Genomic DNA, 19176 nt, shown 5'->3' with positions numbered 1-19176 from the left:
GATACATTGACGCTGCATTAAGGCGGCCGGACTAGATTGCGCAGCATCGATTGCGTGATCAGAGTATCCTGATGTCCCAGGCGGGCCCGATCCTCTTTGTGTCCAATTCCGAGCGCCCAGCCTTCCTTGCGGCGCTGGACGAGGCCCGTCTCTTTCCCGTCGTCGACAGCGATTGGGCGAGCGCGTCGCGCGCCGTCGAAGAGGTGCAGCCGGCCGCCGTCCTTGCGGCGATGTCTGGCGGACACGAGCCGTACATGCCCCTGCTCGCGAAGAAGATCGCGGATCAGCCGCTTTATCTGCCGCTGGTCGCGCTGGATGCGCAAGCAACGCTGCCCCACAACGCGCTGCCTTTCGCCACACGCGGCAATGCCGCCGAACGCCTGATCGCGCGCCTGCGCGCCGCGATCCGCATCCGCACGCTGCATGCCACCGTGCTGCGCCGCCTGCCGGAGGTGAAGGTCGCTCTGCCGGACGCCGATCCCGTGCGCGATGCCATCGTGCTCTTGATCGGCCGCGGCGCCGCCTACCCTGCGCTGTCGGTCGCGCTCGGCGAGCGCACCGGCGTCGTCGGCGCGCTTTCGATCGAGGCCGCCGCCAAGCATCTCAATACACGCGATATCGACGGTGTCGTTCTGTCTGACGGTTTCACCCCGCGCGTCACCGACGCCTTTCTCACGGTGCTCGCGGAGGATACGCGTTTCCGCAACCTGCCTGTGGTTGTCACCGCGCATCAGCTCACGCAGAGCTATGACTTGCCCAATCTCGAGCTGATCCCCGGCGAGCCCACCAAGGTCGCCGCCAACGCACTGCCGTTGATCCGCCAGCACGCCATGGAGGCGCAACTGAGCCGCACGCTGCGCTCGATCGACGCCGGCGGCTGGCTCGATCCGCGTAGCGGTCTCTTGACGGTGGAAGCCTTCGCCCGCGACTTCGCCAAGGCAGTGGAGCAGACGCTCGTCCGTGGCGGCGGCCTGTCGGTAGCACGCTTCGCCTTCGACCCCGGTAATCCCCGCGCGCAACTCGATGCTGCGCGCATCCTCAGCCGCCTGATGCGGCAGATGGACTTTGGCGCGGCGCAGAAGGACGGCTCTGTCATCGTGGTGTTCGCCGAGACCGACTTCCGCACGGCGCACATGATCGCCCGCCGCTTGTCGGCGGTAATGAAACACACATCGAACGGCAAGCACGAGATGCGCAGCGATCCCGTGGTGTCAGTGGACTCGCTGTCGCCGTCGGATACGGCGAGGTCGCTGCTCGGACGGCTGTCGGCCGATGCATCGCGCGCGGCGTCCTAGCCATCCGCGCGCCACGCCTCCAGAAGAAATAACCGCGCGCTAAACGCGCCCCTTGGATTTCGCGTTGGTCGCCAGGGCGGGCGCAGGAGCGGCCAGGAGAAAACCGACGGAATCATTCAGAAGCTCGTAGGCGCGGTCGACAATGTCGTCCAGCGATATCGTCTTGGCGAACATGCGCTGCGCTTCGGCCAGCAACTGGTCGCGGGTCGGCATGCTGGACAGGCGCAAATCGGCGTGGTGCTGCAACTGACTGAGCGTGTCCCGGACCGACAATTCGGTCTCGTGGATCGACGTTCTGATGGCATGCGCGATGTGCTCGGGGTTGAAGCGGGCGGCGAGCTGCTCGGCCGCTTGCTTGACCACCCGTGATCCCAACCGATGCTCGTTGCGCAGAACCTGCTTGGGCGGCATCTTCATATCCCTGACAATGCCGAGCCAGGACAACGCCACCAGCACGTAATAAGTGAGGTCAATCTCATACCAGTGGAAACCCTGCCGCGCACTGGCCTGATAGGCATGATGGTTGTTGTGCCAGCCCTCGCCCATCGTCAGCAAAGCAAGCAGCCAATTGTTGCGGGAGTCATCGCCGGTCACGTACCGCTTGCGCCCGTGCACGTGTGCGAGCGAGTTGATGCAGAACGTGGCGTGATAGAGCAGCACGGTGCTCCAGAGGAATCCGACCACAAGCCCCGACCATCCGGCAACAAGGAAGCACAGTGCGGCGAGCACGACTGAAGGCAACAGCTCCAGCCGGTGCAGCCACATCAACTCGGGATACGACGCCAGATCCGCGACTTTCACGAGGTCAGTCGCATCATGCTGCCGGTAAAAGATCCAGCCGACATGACTGAACACAAAACCCTTGTGCCGGGGTGAGTGCACATCCTGCACCGTATCCGAGTGAAGATGATGATGGCGGTGCTTGGCAGCCCACCAAAGCACGCTCTTCTGAGCGCTGCTCTGCGCGAGGAAGGCCAGGATGAACTGAAACACCCGGCTCGTCGCGTAGGATCGATGCGAGAAGTACCGATGGTATCCGCCGGTGATCCCGAACATGCGCAACCCATACAGGGCGGCGCACATCGCGGCCGCTTGCCACGTGACGCCAGACCAGATGGCCGCGAGGCATCCCGTATGGATCAACACGAACGGGAGGACCTGCGGATACATGACATCGTCGTGGTCGTGCTCCGAGTTCTGCTCTGATTCCTGGCTAGAACCGGTATTGATAGACACGCGCGCGACCTCACCTGTTTCGACGTGCGGGCCAACCCGCAAACCGGTACAAAAAAACCGCGGCCGGTAAACCAGTCGCGGATCGACGGATACGGTACGCAGGACTCAGTTAGTGAATTCGGAATCTGGCGGCTGCTTCGTCATTCCGCAAGTGCCGATATGTCGCTGTTTTCAGACCTTGGCACGGCGCAGCCTGTATCGTGGTGCGCCGCCTCCGCAATACTACGGACTCTACGCCGCCTTCTTGCTCTTCGCGAGCTGCGCCAATTGCCGCATGATCTCGGTGGTGCCGGCGAGGCGCTCTTCCGGCGTCTCCCAGTCCTGCAGGAACACCACCTTCATGTCGGGCCGCACCTTGGCGGCCTGACCGTGGCTCTTGATGAACGACACCAGGCGATCAGGGTGAGCAAACGAATTGTCGCGGAAGGTGATGACGGCGCCCTTCGGGCCGGCATCGATCTTCTCGACATTGGCCTGGCGGCAGAACGCCTTGATGGCGGCGACCTTGAAGAGATAGCGCACCTCGTCGGGCAGCACGCCGAAACGATCGCGCATCTCGGCGCCAAAATTCTCGATCTCCTCCTCGCTGTCGAGATCGGCGAGCCGCCGGTAGAGCGACAGCCGCACCGAGAGATCGCTGACATAATCCTCCGGAATGAGCACAGGCATGCCGATGGTGATGGTCGGCGACCAGCGGTCGGCGGCGGGCTCGGACACGCCAGCCTTGAGGTTGACGATCGCCTCCTCCAGCATCGACTGGTAGAGCTCGAAGCCGACCTCCTTGATGTGGCCGGACTGCTCTTCGCCAAGCAGGTTGCCGGCACCTCTGATATCGAGGTCGTGCGAGGCGAGCTGGAAGCCCGCGCCCAGCGTCTCCAGCGATTGCAGCACGGTGAGCCGGCGCTCGGCCTGCGCCGTGATCTTCTGCTGCGACGGCAGCGTGAACAGCGCATAGGCGCGCAGCTTGGAACGGCCGACGCGGCCGCGCAGCTGATAGAGCTGGGCAAGGCCGAACATGTCGGCGCGATGCACGATCAGCGTGTTGGCGTTGGGGATGTCGAGACCGGATTCTACGATCGTGGTCGACAGCAGGATGTCGAACTTGCCGTCGTAGAAAGCGGTCATGATGTCTTCGATCACCGCCGGCGGCATCTGGCCATGCGCGACCGCGACCTTCATCTCCGGCACGTTCTTGTCGAGGAAATCCTTGACCTCGGCGAGGTCGTCGATGCGCGGCACGACGTAAAACGCTTGGCCGCCGCGATAGCGCTCGCGCAGCAGCGCCTCGCGGATCATCAGCGGATCGTGCGGAGCGACGAAGGTGCGGACCGCGAGGCGATCGACCGGCGGCGAGGCAATGATCGAGAGCTCGCGCACGCCGGTCAGCGCCAGCTGCAATGTGCGCGGGATCGGAGTTGCCGACAGCGTCAGCACGTGCACCTCGGACCGCAGCGCCTTCAGCCGCTCCTTGTGGGTGACGCCAAAGTGCTGCTCCTCGTCGACGATGACGAGGCCGAGATCGCGGAACTTGATGGCCTTGCCGAGCAGCGCGTGCGTGCCGACGACGATATCGATCGAGCCGTCGGCGATGCCCTTCTTGACCTGGTTCAGCTCCTTGGTCGGGATCAGGCGCGAGGCCTGCGCCACGTTCACAGGAAAGCCCTTGAAGCGCTCGGTGAAGGTTTTGGCGTGCTGGCGCGCCAGCAGCGTGGTCGGCACCACGACGGCGACCTGCTTGCCTTCGAGCGCGACGGCAAACGCGGCGCGGAGCGCCACCTCGGTCTTGCCGAAGCCGACATCGCCGCAGATCAGCCGGTCCATGGGGCGGCCGAGCTCGAGATCCTTCAGCGTGGACTCGATGGCCCCTAACTGGTCCTCGGTCTCGTCATAGGGGAAGCGCGCGCAGAACTCGTCATAGAGGCCCTGCTGCACCGGCAGCTTCGGCGCCTCATGCAGATGGCGCGCGGCGGCGATCTTGATCAGCTCGCCCGCGATCTCGCGGATGCGGTTCTTTAGTTTGGCCTTGCGCGTCTGCCAGCCGGAGCCGCCGAGGCGATCGAGCTCGACCGTGGTCTGGTCGGAGCCGTAGCGCGACAAGAGTTCGATGTTCTCGACTGGCAGGAACAGCTTCGTCTCGGCAGCATAATGCAGCTCGAGACAGTCATGCGGCGCGCCGGCGACGTCCAGCGTTTGAAGGCCAATGAAGCGGCCGATACCATGATCGACGTGGACGACGATGTCGCCGGCGGTGAGGCTCGTGACCTCAGAAATGAAATTGTCGAGCTTGCGGCTCGCCTTGCGCGGCCGCACCAGACGGTCGCCGAGAATGTCCTGCTCGCTGATGACAGCGATCTCGTCGGTCTCGAAACCGCTCTCCAGGCCAAGCACGGCGAGCATGGTCTCGTTGCGCGGGGTTGCCTGCACCGTGCGCCAAGTGTTGACGCTGGTGGTGTGCGTCAGCTTGTGGTCGCGCAGCATCGAGGTCATGCGGTCGCGCGAGCCTTCGCTCCACAGCGCGATCACAACCTTCTTGCGGCTAGACTGCAGGGCCATGACGTGGCTGACGACAGACTCGAACACGTTGACCGTGGAGTCGTTACGCTCCGGCGCAAAATCGCGGCCTTTGCGCGCGCCGGCGTCGACGACGCTGGTGCCGTCGGTCGGCACCGAGAATGCCGTCAGCCGCGCCAGCGGGATGTCGCGTTCGCGCTTGCTCCACTCCTCCTCAGTCAGATAGAGCCGGTCGGGCGGCAGCGGCTTGTAGATGGCGCCGCCACCCGGATGCTCCATCGCATCGCGGCGGGCCTCGTAATAGTCCTGGATCTGCTTGAAGCGCTCGCGGATGGCGTCCTCGGCCTGCGGCTCGATCGCGACGGCGGCGCCTTGCAGGTAATCGAACAGCGTGTCCATCCGGTCCTGGAACAGCGGCAGCCAGTGCTCCATGCCGGGATGGCGGCGGCCTTCGCTGACGGCCTCGTAGAGCGCATCGTCGCGCTCGGGCGCGCCGAATTCGGCGACATAGCCCATGCGGAAACGGCGGATCGTATCGGTGACGAGCTGGAATTCCGAGATCGGCACCAGATCGAGCGAACGCATGTCGAGCAGCGTGCGCTGGGTCTCGGCATCGAAGGAGCGGATCGATTCCAGGCTGTCGCCGAAGAAGTCAAAGCGGACGGGCTGCTCCAGGCCGGCCGGAAACAGGTCCAAAATGCCGCCGCGCACGGCGTATTCGCCGGGCTCGCGTACGGTGGACGAGCGGTTGTAACCATTATGCTCGAGCCAGGCGACGATGGTGTCCATCGGCACCACGTTGCCGGGTGCGACCGAGAGCGCCTGCGCCGCAACGAGTTCGCGTGCGGGCACGCGCTGCACAACGGCATTCGCGGTTGTCAGCACGATCAGCGGCTTGTCGCTGCCGGTGAGCGCCGCAAGCCGCGCCAGCGTGGTCAGGCGTTGCGCCAAAATGCCGCCATGCGGCGAGACCCGGTCATAGGGCTGGCAGTCCCAGGCCGGAAAAGTCAGCACCGGCAGATCAGGCGCGAAGAATTGCAGCGCGCGTTCGAGCTGCTGCATGCGCCCGCCGTCGCGGCAGACCACCGCGAGGCTGACAGCCGGCTTCTTCGGCCGCGCCGCGATCGCGCGCGCCAGATCTGAGACGATGAGGCCTTCGGCGCCCTCGGCGACATTGGCAAGCGTCAGCGCGCGGCCGGGCGTGAGCAGCTCGGCAGGAGATTTCATCCCTTGCTTCACGACTGGCGGTCCGCGATCGGATAGGCCTTGATGCGGGCGAACAGCGCGCCGGTGACCTCGGCTGGCAGCAGCTTGTCACCCGTGATGGCGGCATAGAGATCGGGATCGTTGACCTCGAGCAGGGTCTCGAGCTCGGTGAGCTCCGCGTCAGACAGGTTGCCGATCTCAGCATCCGCGAAGCGGCCGAGGATCAGGTCCATCTCGCGCGTGCCGCGGTGCCAGCAGCGGAACAGAAGCCGCTTGCGGCGATCATCCAGGCCGCTGCTCGATCGTGTCGTTCCCGTCATGTCTCAAATCCAGTCAAACGCCGAAAGCCCGGACGTGCCGGGCCGCCGTGATATAGCCACTGGAACTGCCGGTGTCAGCCCTCGATTTGGCATGGCGGCACCCGCTGGAGGCGCCACGAAAAAAGACGTGGATGCCCGGCATAAAGCCGGGCATGACGGGCCGAAACGATCCTAGATTCGCCCTCATGCGCCCCAGCCTGCTCAATCCGCTGTTTGCTCCCGTGACCAGCCTGCCCGGCGTCGGTCCGAAGCAGGACAAGCTGCTGCAATATCTGCTCAGCCGGAGCGAGACGCCGCGGCTGGTCGACCTGCTCTTGCATCTGCCGAGCCAGGTGATCGACCGCCGGGCCCGGCCGAAGATCCGCGACGCCGTCCAGGGAGCCATGGTGACGCTGGAGGTCACCGTCGATCGTCACCGCCCGCCTCCGCCGCGCAATGTGCGCGCGCCGTATTTGGTCTATGCCAGCGACGATACCGGCGATGTCGTGCTGACGTTCTTTCGCGCCAAGCCCGGCTATGTCGAGAAGCTGCTGCCCGTGGGCGAGAAGCGCTTCGTTTCCGGCACGTTGCAGATGTATGACGGCATCCCGCAGATCGTGCATCCCGACCGCGTGCTGGACGAGGAAGCGATCTCGAAACTCTCGGGGATCGATCCCGTCTATCCGCTCACCGAGGGTCTCGCGCTCGGCTCGCTCCGCCGCGCAATCGCGCAGGCGCTGCTCAAGCTGCCTGCGCTGCCCGAATGGATCAGCCCGGAGGTGCTGCGCCGCTGCAATTTTCCGCCTGTTGCGGAAGCACTCAATCGCGTGCACCAGCCGGTCGAGCTGACGGACATCCTGCCCGATCAGCGCTTCTGGTCACGCCTGGCCTTCGACGAGCTGCTGGCCGGCCAGCTCGCGCTTGCGCTGATCCGCGCGCAGCTGCGGCGGCCTGCCGGCGTGCGCAACGCCGGCGACGGGCACTTGCGCAACAAGATCATCGACGCCCTGCCCTATGCCCTCACGCCCTCCCAGCGCAACGCCGCGAAGGCGATCGCCGACGACCTGACGCAGCCCGTGCGCATGCTGCGCCTGCTCCAGGGCGATGTCGGCTCCGGGAAGACGGTGGTGGCGCTGCTAGCGGCTGCGGCCGTCGCCGAAGTCGGCAAGCAGGCCGCGCTGATGGCCCCGACCGAGATCCTGGCGCGCCAGCACATCAAGACCATCGCGCCGCTCGCCGAGCGCGCCGGCATGCGGGTTGCGATCCTCACCGGCCGCGAAAAGGGCAAGGAGCGGCGCGAGATCATCACCCAGCTTGCCGAGGGCGGGATCGACCTGCTCGTCGGCACCCATGCGCTGATCCAGGACGACGTGCTCTTTAGCGATCTTGCGCTCGCCATCGTCGACGAGCAGCACCGCTTCGGCGTGCGCGAGCGGCTGGCGCTGACGTCGAAGGGCGAAGCGGTCGATGTTCTCGTGCTGAGCGCCACGCCGATCCCGCGCACGCTGGTGCTCACCTATTTCGGTGACATGGACATTAGCGAGCTCCGCGAAAAACCCGCCGGCCGCCAGCCGATCGACACCCGTGCCGTCGCCATGAGCCGGCTCGGTGAGGTCATGGACGGCGTCGGCCGCGCGCTGGAGTCCGGCAAGCTGGTGTACTGGATCTGCCCGCTGGTCGAGGAATCCGAGGCCGAAGGCACCGAGCACCTCACCAATGCGACCAAGCGTTTCGAGAGCCTGCAAAAGCGCTTTGGAGATCGTGTCGGTTTGGTCCATGGCCAGATGAAAGGCATCGAGAAAGACCGTGTCATGGGGCAGTTCGCGGCCCACGAGATCGGCCTTCTGGTTGCGACCACCGTCGTCGAGGTCGGTGTCGACGTGCCGGCCGCGACCATCATGGTAATCGAGAATGCCGAGCGCTTTGGCCTCGCGCAGCTGCATCAGCTCCGCGGCCGCATCGGCCGCGGCTCGGAGGCCTCGACCTGCATCCTGCTCTACAGCGAGCCGCTCGGCGAGATGTCGAAGGCCCGGCTGAAGGTGATCCGCGAGACCACCGACGGCTTTCGCATCGCCGAGGAGGATCTGAAGCTGCGCGGCGAAGGCGATGTGCTGGGCGTGCGCCAGAGCGGCCTGCCCGGGTACCGCATCGCGCGCTCGGAGGTCCACGGCCAGCTCATCACGCAGGCCAGAGACGAGGCGCTTCGGATCATGAAGGACGATCCGAAGCTGAAAGGCGAGCGCGGCGAGGCGCTAAGGTGCCTGCTGTATCTCTACGAGCGGGACGAGGCGATCCCCTTGATCGGGGCTGGCTAGCTCGCGGCTCTCCGGCGCCCGACTTCATAAGCCGCAACATGCGCCCGTGCCAGATCCAGCAGCGGCGTTTCGATGCCAAGCGACCGTGCCCGGTTGGCCATATCACCCAGGATATGCTCGGACTCGGTCATCGAGCCGCGCTCGATGTCGCGCAGCATCGAGGCCTTGAGCGGCGAGTCCAGGGTCGTGAACAGTTTTCGGTCGAACTCGATGAACGGGGCCCGCGGCTCAAAACCCGAAGCGGTCGCAACTGTGCAGCATTCCGCGAACAAGCGAAAGATTGATTGCTCGCCGTTCGGAACGGCCAGGATGTCGCCGATGCTTGCGCGCATCAGGCAGGTGACGCCGGCGAGCGTCGAGAGCTGGACGAACTTTTCCCACATGTCCTGCATGATCGCTTCGCTGGCGCGCACGTCGATCCCGGGGACGTTGAACAGCTTCTCCAAAGCCAGCGTGCGCTCACTCAGCGCCCCCTTGGTCTCGCCGAAGACGATGGTCTGATTGGCCATGAACTGAACGACACGGCCATCCGCATCGAGCCCGGCGCTGACATTGGCCAAGCCACCGAGGACGCACGCCGCGCCGAACCGCGCGGTCAGAGCGTCGATATGTTTCAACCCGTTCAGGATGGGCAGAACCATGGTGTTGGTGCCGACGGCGGGGGCGAACTGGCTCATTGCGTCGTCGAGCGAGTAGGCTTTCACGCCGACGAGCACGACGTCGTAGGGCGCCTTGAGATCGCTGGCCTCGACGATCTTCGGCTGCACGGCAAAGTCGCCATGCGGGCTCACGATCCGCAATCCATCCCGGCGCAATTGCTCGGCTCGTTTCGCGCGAACCAGAAACGTCACGTCGCCACCTGCCCGCGCGACGCAAGCGCCGTAATACCCCCCGAGCGCGCCCGCGCCGATCACCAAAACCCGCATTCGAACTCCCATCGCAGAAATCCTGCGTCCGTAAAACAATAGCAGATGCCGCTCGCGTTGACGATGTGGATGGACTCTCCACGCCTCGATCAGTTCGGCCCGCGCGACTATCTTTCAATGCGGCAAATTTCGTGAAACCCTCGCATCATGCGCCGGATCATCGTCGTTGGCAGCCAGGGAAGTGGAAAGACTGCTCTTGCGCTCAAGCTCGGGAGAAAGCTCGGGCTGCCGGTCATCCATCTCGACGTGCTCTATTGGCGGCCGGGATGGAAACCATCCGAAACGGCAGGCTTTCGCCTCCGCGTCAGTGAAGCGATCGCGGCCGATGCATGGGTCGTCGATGGCAGCTTCTCAGGACTGGCCTTCGATCTCACGCTCGCGCGTGCCGAGCTTCTGGTCGTCATCGACCGCCCGCGCTGGCTGTGCCAGTGGCGCATTCTCCGGCGCTCGGCTGTCGATCGCGACGCGATGAGGCCCGATTTGCCGAAGGGATGCCCGGAGCAGTTCGACTGGAAATTGATGCGCGAGGCCTGGCGATATGGCACCGAACGTGCGCCGGTCATCGAGGCGGAACGGTTAAAATATGGCGCCGAGGTCCCAGTCGTGCGCCTGGGAAGCGACCGGGACATCACGGATTTTGTGGCGACTCTTACTCCAGATCGGGGTCCGTCTTGACCGCCTGCTGCGGCGGCGCGGTGTCGCGATCCACGATCGCGCGGCATCCCGGGCTGAGCTCCGATTTATGCTGCATCATGCACGTCGTGATGCGCGGGATGCTCGGTCCCTCAGGACACATGAAGTCAGCTCACGGGATCGCGATCGCCTGGACGCGGTAATGGTCAACTGGTCTGACGCTTCGGGCCCGAAAGCCTGATCATCAGGCCTTCTTCTTCGCGACACCGGCGGCAACGCCTTCAGCAGCGCCGCATCGACCGCCTCTCCCTTCGCGTCAGCGGCGAGATGCTCGAACCATTTGGCAAAACCCTCGTAGATCTGGCTTGCCGGATGATCGGGCCCGAGGAAGCCTGATATCTCGTGCATCTCGGCGACCCAGCGATAGGCCTTGGGGATCATGTCCGGCAGTGCGACCTCGAGCCGCGCCAGGATTGCGGGCTGGCTGAGCGCGAGCTCGTCGCGGAGCGCGTCCGCGGCTCCCGCCTTGGTCGCCGCGACCACCATGGCCGAGCCAATGCCGGCGAGACCCTTGACGATGCCGGCATAGGACATCTTGAGCGCAGAGGCGGCACCCACCGGACCTTCGACGATGCGGATGTCGAGCCCGAAATCCCTGAGAACGGCGAGATCCTTGGCGTGCTCGCCGGACATGTAGAAGGCCGGACTCTTGCCGCCCGGCTGCGGCGGGAAGCCGATGATGCCGCCGTCGACGAAGGGCGCCTGCGCCGAGCCGATGATCTCTTCGATCCGCCTCACCGTGTCGACGTTGACGGCGTTGCAGTCGACCACGACCGGCTTCTTCGCCCGCTTCACGATCAGGCCGGCCAGTCGCTCCGCCAGTGCCTCCGCCTCGCCCGGCGGCACGATCGAGAGAATAATATCGGCACCCGCGATCGCATCGTCCTCGGCGCCGATCATGCCGGCATCCGCCGCGCGCTGCTGCGTCGCCTCGCTGCGTCCCTTCAAAGACGTCAGCACGCGCGCGCCGTTCTCGCTAAGGCGACGGGCCACCGCGCTGCCCATGGCACCGGGCGCGAGGATCGCAATGGTCTTTGACATCGAGGCGCTCCAGTTCAACTTCCAAGCGTGACGCTCGGTCCGACTGGAACGATAGCAGAGGACGCAAACGCCTGCGTGACCGCAGGCTATCCCGCCGGGGAATAGCCCTACTCCGCCTTCGCAGGCTCGGGCTGGAGCGTGGAGGCATTGGCAATGCGCGCGGCATTGGCCATGCCCGCGAGCGCGGCGGCCTTCTTCGGGTCCGGGGCCGAGCCGGGCTGCACCACGCCGGCCGACATGATCAGCGTTGCGGCATCCTCGGCGGTGAGGTCGACCTCGATGATCTTGCTCTTGGGCACGTAAAAGAAAAATCCGGTGGTCGGGTTCGGTGAGCACGGCAGAAACACCGAGACATGTTCCTCCTGCCCCGGCAGGCTGCGTGAAACCTCTTCGTTCGGCGATTGGGAGATCAGCACGATCGACCACATGCCGGGCGAAGGAAACTCGACGAGGCCCACCTTGCGGAAGCTCGAACCCTTGCCCGAGAACAACGTCTCGAACACCTGCTTCAGGCCGCGATAGATTGCGCGCACCGCCGGGATCCGGCCGAGGAAAGTCTCGCCGACATCGACCAGCGTGCGGCCGATCAGGTTCGCCGCGAGGAAGCCGACCAGCGTCAGCGTGAAGAATGCGACAATCAGTCCCCAGCCGGGAACGCCGTAAGGCAGATAGGTTTCCGGCCGATAGGCCAGCGGCACGAATGGCCGCACCACGCCGTCGACCCAGGTGACGAACCACCAGACCAGATACAGCGTGATCGCAATCGGACCGGTGACGATCAGCCCAGTCAGGAAATAATTGCGAAACCGGCCCATCAGGCCGGTATGCGGTTCCGGGGCAGGATCAAGAGGCGCTGGCGCGTCGTCGCGGGTGGTCATTCGGGTTCCAGGTCGGTCGCTTCGTCCAAGCTAGGGGCTTCTAGCAGGTTTTGGAAGAGCGCGACCTGAATCCCTTCTGCCTATTCCACGGTCACGGATTTCGCGAGATTGCGCGGCTGATCGACGTCGGTGCCCATCACGACCGCCGTGTGATAGGCGAGCAGTTGGACCGGAACGGCGTAGACCATCGGCGTGAAGGCCGCGGCCATGTCGGGCAGGACGATGGTGACGAGCGAATTCACCGTCGCCTCCGCAGCGCCTTTGGCGTCGGTCATCAGGATGATGTTGCCGCCGCGGGCCGCGACCTCCTGCATGTTGGAGACGGTCTTCTCGAACACGCGGTCATAGGGCGCGATCACGACGACAGGCATGGTCTCGTCGATCAGCGCGATCGGGCCGTGCTTGAGCTCGCCGGCGGCATAGCCCTCGGCGTGGATGTAGGAGATTTCCTTCAGCTTCAGCGCGCCTTCGAGCGCCAGCGGAAAGCTGGTGCCGCGACCGAGATAGAGCACGTCGCGGGATTTTGCGATCCGGTGCGCGAGCTTCTCGATCTGAACCTCGGTGGTGAGCGCATCCGACATCAGACGCGGAATCTCGACGAGGCCGTGAACGAGCTTGGTCTCGTCCTCATCGGACAATACGCCTCTCGCCTTGCCGGCCGCGATAGCCAGATTTGCCAGCACCATGAGCTGGCAGGTGAAGGCCTTGGTCGAGGCGACGCCGATCTCGGGGCCGGCCAGCGTCTGCAGCACGGTCTCGCTTTCGCGCGCGATCGTCGAGGTCGGCACGTTGACGACGCCGATCGTGTGCGCGCCCTCCGCCTTGGCGTAGCGCAGCGCCGCCAGCGTGTCGGCGGTCTCGCCGGATTGCGAGATGAAGATCGCTAGATCGCCCTTGCGCAGCGGCGCTTCGCGGTAGCGGAATTCGGAGGCAACATCGACCTCGACCGGCAGGCGCGCAAAGCGCTCGAACCAGTATTTGGCGACGATACCGGCGTAACTCGCGGTGCCGCAGGCCGTGATGTTGATGCGCTGGATGTCCTTGAAATCGAACGGCAGCTTGACCGGCAGCGAGACCCGCTCGGTCGCCATGTCGACATAGCGCGCCAGCGTATGGCCGACCACTTCCGGCTGCTCGTGGATTTCCTTCGCCATGAAGTGGCGGTAGTTCGCCTTGTCGACCAGCGAGGTCGAGGCGGCGTGCCTGATCTTGTCGCGTTCGACGGACTGGCCGTCCTTGTCGAAGATGTTGGCGCCCTTGCGGGTCAGCACCACCCAGTCGCCATCCTCGAGATAGCTGATCGTGTCGGTGAACGGGCCGAGCGCGATGGCGTCCGAGCCGAGATACATCTCGCCGTCGCCATAGCCGATCGCGAGTGGCGGTCCGTTGCGGGCGCCGATCATGAGGTCGTCGTCGCCGGCGAAGATGAAGCCGAGCGCGAAGGCGCCGCGCAAGCGCGCCAGCGTCAGCTTGACCGCTTCCACCGGTTTGTTTCCGCGCGTCAGAAGATCGTCGACGAGGTGCAGCACGATCTCGGTGTCGGTCTCGGTGTGGAACACCGTGCCCTTCTTCTCGAGCTCCTCGCGCAGCTCACGGAAATTCTCGATGATGCCGTTATGCACGACCGCAACGCGATCGGTCGCATGCGGATGGGCGTTGTTGACGGTCGGCTTGCCGTGCGTGGCCCAGCGGGTGTGACCGATGCCGGTCGTCCCCTTCAGCGGCTCGGCTTCCAGCCGCTTCTCCAAATTCTTCAGCTTGCCCTCGGCGCGGCGGCGCGCCAGGTGCTTGCCTTCGAGAGTGGCGACACCCGCGGAATCATAGCCGCGATATTCGAGACGTTTGAGCGAATCCACCAATTGCTCTGCAACCGGCTCGCGCCCGAGAATGCCGACAATCCCGCACATGCGGATCAATATCCCCCAAATCGTCGAAAAATCGCCTAAACGACACGCTCGGTTTTTAGCGAAATTCAGAGGGAACCAGATACTCAATAATTATTGCGGATTGTGAGGTCTTCGACTTGCTAAGGGCTGTCAAGCCCTGCCACTGGATAACAGTTAAGTTCATGTTTTTACTCGTATTTTTCCATTTTTCGTGTATACTGATTGTTGCGCGTTGTCGCTGCCTGTCAACGCGTTGCACTCGACCTGTCCTCAACAATTGTTTGCGTTCCCAACAATGTCACATCGCGATGAACGGACTGATTTCACGGATTTTAAAATCCGCACCCTCAAGCCCGCCGAGAAGATGAAGAGAGATGACGAGGGCAAGCTACACGTCGTCCTCGACAACGCAGGCCAGCCCATACTCGTCCCTAAGGACCACTATGACGACCGTGTGCGCGGCCTCATCCTCCGTGTCAACCCTGAGGGAACCAAGACGTGGCGCGTCATGTGGTATCTCCCGAACGGACGGACGCGCGTTACGAAACTAGGCCGATACCCCGTCATGACCATCGCAGAGGCCCGGAATGCGGCAATCGATTTCCTCCGCGATCCGCAAAAAGCCGTTGCGAAGCATAACGACATTCCGTCGCTGTTCCAGGATGTCGCCGAGACCTTCATCGAAAAGCACGTCAAAGAAGGGGGCCATCTTACTGCAAAGGTCGCCGAGCAGCGTATCCGGAAGCACCTGATCCCGGCGTTTAAGGATCAGGAGTTTGCACTCGTCAGGCGAGCGCAGCTCATCAAGCATCTCGACGACACCATTGAAAGCCCGTCGATGCGAGACGCCATCCTGACGATCTTCCGGACAATGGCGAACTTCTATGCGCTAAACCTTGATCCAACCGAAAACTACGTGAGCCCGGTCATCAAGGGCATGTCCAAATACGACAAGCGCGCTCGGAATAGGGTTCTCACCTCCGAGGAGATCGTCACTTTGTGGCGCGTCACTGCGGACATGGGGACGTTCGGCGCGCTTTGCCGCTTCCTTCTTTTGACCGGACAACGGCGTGAGAAGGCGAACACCCTCGAATGGACCCATTTGCGCGGCGGCGTGTGGCATCTTCCAGTCGTTGAGGGCGCTAAGGGGCATCCTGCCGAAATCAAACTACCTGCCCTCGCGCTGACACTCATCCAAGCCCAACCCCGGCTCTACAAATGCCCCTTCGTGTTCCCGGCGCTTCGCGGGCGAGGCGCGTTCAACGCTTGGGGACAAATGACGAAGGTGCTGCAAGACAAGATGCGCGAAGCCCTTCCACACTCTCGACCCTTTACGACCCACGACCTGCGCAGAACATTCCGCACCACACTCGACACCCTTAAACCACCCATCCAGTACGAAGTTAAAGAGGCGAGTATCGGCCACTCCGTCGGCACGAAAGTCGCCCGGACCTATTCGCATTACGACTTCCTGCCCGAGATCGCAGATGCCGTTGCTGCCCTCGCCGCCCACGTCTCCAATCTCGTCAATCCTCCCGCCGGGAATGTCGTCCGTCTGAAGGCGAAACGTAGTCGTCAGAACTGATTCCGAGAGGACGCAGCGGAAGGGGCACGCGCTGTTTTTGGGCGTCCCCCTATCTCCTCCCTCCCCGGGATCGAAAAAACGGCTCCAGACCGCTCCTGTCGAGGCGCGCGCCCTGTCTGGAGAACGCCCCCGGACGGGGCATTTGTCTTCCTCTGGATATCCCCTTGCACCGCCTTGTTAATTTGTGCATGCTAGTGACATGACCGCATGAGCGGTGGCGACTGTGTCGGCGGTGTCACGGTCCTCGATTGCGACAGCTTCGCGATCCAATTTCTTTCGCAGCCCATCGAAGATGGGATGCGGTAGCCATTGGATGCCGCTATGAAAAGCCGCCCGACTATTCCCTCCCAAAAACTTCCTCCTCCTGCCCGGCCCCTCAGTGCAGACGCCCAATTGTGCGATCGGCAACAGGCAGCCGAACTGCTCGGCATCAGCTACAGCTCAGTTCGCAATCTTGAACGTCGCGGAAAACTCAAAGGCCGGAAGCTCAACGATGCACAGAGCTCCCGATGGATGTTCCAAGTCACAGATGTTCTCGCCCTCGCCCAAGTCAACAAGGTGAGCAGGCTCCTACCCGACCTCGGGTCCGTCATTGTCTTGAACGGCGTGACATACCGTCGTGTCGATGCCGACGAGATGGTCTCGACCTAAAAAGAAATGGCCCCATGCTGTTGTCGCAGCGTGGGGCCTTCTCCTTTGAACCGAGCAACCTGGAAGCTCAATTCCCCGATGCACGCTGGAAACATGCAACGATGCCCTCCACATTATCGCACTACCAGAACGCGAACAAGCCACGAGATGCCATCGCGCGCGTCATTCCTTATCATGACACGATAGGCGTCTCGTCACGGCGCTTTTTTCCCCTCAAATTACTCGAAGCCATCGGCCTAAATTGCGCGAAGGTCGTCTGGCGCATCAAGTCGGACAAGGAGGACTGCAAAACAATCTGGCGATACGTGCTGATTATCCAGCTGCCCTCGCGAGAGGCATTCAAGATACTGTACCGCTATAAGCGGGCTGCTGACCAAAGCCTCAACCTGTATCGTATCCATCCAGCGTTCGATTTTGAGCCGACCGAAGGGCATACCCGCGAGGAGGCGTGGGAAATTGCCCGCAATCATATCAGACTGAAGCGGCACCGGAGAGATCAAGACGAGTTTGAGATCGACGCCAGCCGATACTCGCGCAAGCTAAAAGGCGCAAAGAGCAAGCCGAGCAAATATGACGTTTTCTACGACGACCGGCACTCCAAGCTGACGGGCGAGTGTGAAGCCATCCACGTTGAGCCCCGCTTAGAGACATCGAGGGCGACGAAGATCGCAGGTTTTAGAGATTTCCTAGACCCTCTTACGCGTAACGCCTCGGAGGTTTTCGCAGAACAATACGATGTCAAAAATCATCTCCCGATCCGGGAAAAAATAATCCTGCGGACGATCAAGCAAGCCAAGCTCGACTACCCCAAACCGCACGTCGACATCGAAAGGCGTGTCAGGGCCATTCACAGGATACTTCAAACTCACAGATTGAGGGAATTCCATAGGTGCTTCCCTCGTCAGTCTGAACGATTAAAAAGATGGGATTGTTTGGAATTCGATGATTGGCAATGGATCACACCGGATATCGATGTGGGGGAAATGTCGTCTTTGTCATCAGACAGGGCAATCAAGCCCTCGATCAAACGGATATGCCTATCAGACTGATGGCGGGCGCTCTCCTCTCCCCTTGGTGCCTTGTCTTCTTGTGCCCTAGGATGCGCAAATTCTGCGTTAGATAGGCACTGGAATTCAGGGACCGCCCAGCGAGCGCCAGCGGACCAGATTTGCTCAATTTGAGGTCTTCGTTTTCTGACCCTAAGCAGGTCCTTAACTGTTGAGCCGATTTGCTCGGAGTGTTATCCTTCACAGACATCATTCCCCCTTTTGGACTGATGGGGCGGGCGGGTTATCAGGCTTACGGACTGCCGTCTGCCAGTTGGAAATTGGAATACTTTAGCCATAGGCCCCGCCTCCGGACGCATTTCAAAAGTCGGCCGGGGAATGTTCATTGGACGTCATTTCCCTCCGTTCTTCCCATTGACTCGGAGGCGGGCTTTTTTGTCCAACGCTTTCAAAAAAAGCTATAGCCATGTCTATTTTCAGAAGCCGAGCCCGGTGCGCGGCAGGCAGTGACCATTCAAGCGCAACGCGGGTTTGCCGCTACGTTTTAGCTTCCATAATCTGGGCAGCCTGCGTCATTCCCTTCGCGGGCACCGCGTCCGCTCAATGCTCAGCCCGCGATGTCTTGCAGAACCAACTGAAGCTCAAGACGCGCTCGGCCACAGTGCCCGAACTGCATATCAGGTCCGCTCGTGACGTTGCGACATGGAAGACTATTACAATAGGTACCTTCGCCGACTCTCTTGCGTTGCGCAACGAGCTCGATAGCAAGGGCTGCAATGTCGGTGGTCAGGCAGCTGAAATCCTTGCTCGGCCAATGTTCACCGTTAGCTCACAGAAGACAAATGTGGAGCTTGTCGATCTATCGCCTGCGCAGCTCGGTCTCACCACCGATACCGTTACATTGGCCGACGTTTACGCTAGCGCTCAGCGGCTGGGCCTTGAACTCGCTGCGGCCGAAGTCGGCCCGCAATTGCGCCTCCAATATTTCGACCAACCTGTTGGCGAATTTCTCACTATCGGAATGGACCCAATCAAGACATGGAGCGGCGAACCAATTATTCTGAATGTGGCAAACGGCGGCGCCGGATTGATCCTGATCGGCCAAGATGGTCGACCCGAGGCGAATATTTCAGTCACATCTCGTTTCATTTTCGTCCGATCCCGTCAGCCGGCAGCCAGCACCGAAGCCGTTGGATCGGTCGCTGCAATTTTGCCACCATGACTTCGCGCCTATTGCTTTCATTCTCCAGCGATTGGTTATTTTTTTGGGGGATTTCGGATCATGCTCGTGACTGTGATTGCCGTGCTTTGTCACCTTACCGCTCAGGACTGCACTGAGGTGGTTGTCACAAATTCGTCCTTGGATCCGGGCCTTACCCTCCAAGGGTGCATGATCGGTGGCCAAGCAAGCTTGGCGCAATGGAAGGCGAACCACCCCATTTACCGGTCTGAGGATTGGCACGTTAATCGCTACAAGTGCGTGGCAGGTCGCTACGAAGCTAGGGCCAAGATCTGATTTCATGCGCAAGCATCTTGATCGTTTCCGCCGATGAGACCACTCAAATAGGCGTAAGCGCTGAGCCGTCACCCTATTGATGGGGGCTTGACGCCTTGCGGAAGCGCCACGGCATGAGGTCGCCGATTCTG

General features: G+C 62.4%; 13 protein-coding genes and 1 pseudogene. 7 read left to right on the top strand and 7 right to left on the bottom strand.

The window, feature by feature from the left end:
* The first annotated feature begins 71 nt into the window (after window positions 1-71).
* Complete coding sequence (locus XI06_RS16255) at window positions 72-1295, top strand: GGDEF domain-containing protein (RefSeq protein ID WP_237862292.1); 1224 nt, start codon at window positions 72-74, stop codon at window positions 1293-1295.
* A gap of 39 nt (window positions 1296-1334) precedes the next feature.
* On the opposite strand, the gene XI06_RS16250 is transcribed toward XI06_RS16255, so the two are convergent.
* From XI06_RS16250 to XI06_RS16240, 3 genes are all read right to left on the bottom strand, one after another.
* Entirely contained in the window at window positions 1335-2465 is a 1131-nt protein-coding gene (locus XI06_RS16250) for an acyl-CoA desaturase (protein WP_237869982.1), read from the bottom strand.
* Window positions 2466-2762: 297 nt separating this feature from the next.
* A complete protein-coding gene (mfd, locus tag XI06_RS16245) occupies window positions 2763-6281 on the bottom strand; it encodes a transcription-repair coupling factor (RefSeq protein ID WP_237890113.1) in 3519 nt (1172 codons plus the stop codon).
* Entirely contained in the window at window positions 6278-6568 is a 291-nt protein-coding gene (locus tag XI06_RS16240; protein WP_237862290.1) for an FAD assembly factor SdhE, read from the bottom strand. Before XI06_RS16240 ends, mfd begins: the two co-directional genes overlap by 4 nt.
* Window positions 6569-6753: 185 nt before the next feature.
* On the opposite strand from XI06_RS16240, the gene recG reads away from it, so the two are divergent.
* Window positions 6754-8862 (top strand): ATP-dependent DNA helicase RecG, encoded by a 2109-nt coding sequence (gene recG, locus XI06_RS16235; RefSeq protein WP_237868828.1) that lies wholly within the window; start codon window positions 6754-6756, stop codon window positions 8860-8862.
* Here the strand turns inward: recG and panE are convergent.
* A complete protein-coding gene (panE, locus tag XI06_RS16230; RefSeq protein ID WP_237868826.1) occupies window positions 8859-9788 on the bottom strand; it encodes a 2-dehydropantoate 2-reductase in 930 nt (309 codons plus the stop codon). The genes recG and panE overlap by 4 nt on opposite strands.
* 147 nt (window positions 9789-9935) lie before the next feature.
* Between panE and XI06_RS16225 the strand changes: the two genes are divergently transcribed.
* A complete protein-coding gene (locus XI06_RS16225; protein ID WP_237868824.1) occupies window positions 9936-10463 on the top strand; it encodes an AAA family ATPase in 528 nt (175 codons plus the stop codon).
* 202 nt (window positions 10464-10665) lie between these two features.
* Here the strand turns inward: XI06_RS16225 and XI06_RS16220 are convergent.
* The 3 genes and pseudogenes from XI06_RS16220 to glmS form a co-directional block, all read right to left on the bottom strand.
* Window positions 10666-11522 (bottom strand): annotated as a pseudogene (locus tag XI06_RS16220) (DUF1932 domain-containing protein).
* Between the two features lie 107 nt (window positions 11523-11629).
* The gene (locus XI06_RS16215; RefSeq protein ID WP_237862285.1) at window positions 11630-12400 is read right to left on the bottom strand and encodes a DUF502 domain-containing protein; all 771 of its coding nucleotides are present in this window, start codon (window positions 12398-12400) and stop codon (window positions 11630-11632) included.
* A gap of 80 nt (window positions 12401-12480) precedes the next feature.
* A complete protein-coding gene (gene glmS / locus XI06_RS16210) occupies window positions 12481-14307 on the bottom strand; it encodes a glutamine--fructose-6-phosphate transaminase (isomerizing) (RefSeq protein ID WP_237862284.1) in 1827 nt (608 codons plus the stop codon).
* A 211-nt stretch (window positions 14308-14518) separates the two neighbouring features.
* Here glmS and XI06_RS16205 point away from each other — a divergent pair, with 211 nt between their 5' ends.
* From XI06_RS16205 to XI06_RS16190, 4 genes are all read left to right on the top strand, one after another.
* Entirely contained in the window at window positions 14519-15871 is a 1353-nt protein-coding gene (locus XI06_RS16205) for a tyrosine-type recombinase/integrase (protein WP_271605881.1), read from the top strand.
* A 321-nt stretch (window positions 15872-16192) separates the two neighbouring features.
* Window positions 16193-16522, top strand: coding sequence for a helix-turn-helix domain-containing protein (locus tag XI06_RS16200; protein ID WP_271605880.1), 330 nt, complete (start codon window positions 16193-16195; stop codon window positions 16520-16522).
* A 14-nt stretch (window positions 16523-16536) separates the two neighbouring features.
* The gene (locus XI06_RS16195) at window positions 16537-17571 is read left to right on the top strand and encodes a hypothetical protein (protein ID WP_271605879.1); all 1035 of its coding nucleotides are present in this window, start codon (window positions 16537-16539) and stop codon (window positions 17569-17571) included.
* Window positions 17572-18151: 580 nt separating this feature from the next.
* Window positions 18152-18751, top strand: a complete 600-nt coding sequence (locus XI06_RS16190) for a hypothetical protein (RefSeq protein WP_333909340.1) — start codon at window positions 18152-18154, stop codon at window positions 18749-18751.
* Window positions 18752-19176 lie beyond the last annotated feature (425 nt).

Origin of the sequence: Bradyrhizobium sp. CCBAU 11434 (genome assembly GCF_028128895.1) — a bacterium.
GTDB classification, from domain to species: domain Bacteria; phylum Pseudomonadota; class Alphaproteobacteria; order Rhizobiales; family Xanthobacteraceae; genus Bradyrhizobium; species Bradyrhizobium zhengyangense.
The sequence above is the reverse complement of the archived record's forward strand: the minus strand, read 5'-3'. Positions and strand labels throughout refer to the sequence as shown.

Excerpts from the sequence above, each read along its gene's own strand:
- XI06_RS16255 (WP_237862292.1), top strand. The coding sequence starts at position 72 with ATGTCCCAGGCGGGCCCGATCCTCTTTGTGTCCAATTCCGAGCGCCCA.
- XI06_RS16250 (WP_237869982.1), bottom strand. The coding sequence starts at position 2,465 with ATGTATCCGCAGGTCCTCCCGTTCGTGTTGATCCATACGGGATGCCTC.
- XI06_RS16240 (WP_237862290.1), bottom strand. The coding sequence starts at position 6,568 with ATGACGGGAACGACACGATCGAGCAGCGGCCTGGATGATCGCCGCAAG.
- recG (WP_237868828.1), top strand. The coding sequence starts at position 6,754 with ATGCGCCCCAGCCTGCTCAATCCGCTGTTTGCTCCCGTGACCAGCCTG.
- panE (WP_237868826.1), bottom strand. The coding sequence starts at position 9,788 with ATGCGGGTTTTGGTGATCGGCGCGGGCGCGCTCGGGGGGTATTACGGC.
- XI06_RS16225 (WP_237868824.1), top strand. The coding sequence starts at position 9,936 with ATGCGCCGGATCATCGTCGTTGGCAGCCAGGGAAGTGGAAAGACTGCT.
- XI06_RS16215 (WP_237862285.1), bottom strand. The coding sequence starts at position 12,400 with ATGACCACCCGCGACGACGCGCCAGCGCCTCTTGATCCTGCCCCGGAA.
- glmS (WP_237862284.1), bottom strand. The coding sequence starts at position 14,307 with ATGTGCGGGATTGTCGGCATTCTCGGGCGCGAGCCGGTTGCAGAGCAA.
- XI06_RS16200 (WP_271605880.1), top strand. The coding sequence starts at position 16,193 with ATGAAAAGCCGCCCGACTATTCCCTCCCAAAAACTTCCTCCTCCTGCC.
- XI06_RS16195 (WP_271605879.1), top strand. The coding sequence starts at position 16,537 with ATGCTGTTGTCGCAGCGTGGGGCCTTCTCCTTTGAACCGAGCAACCTG.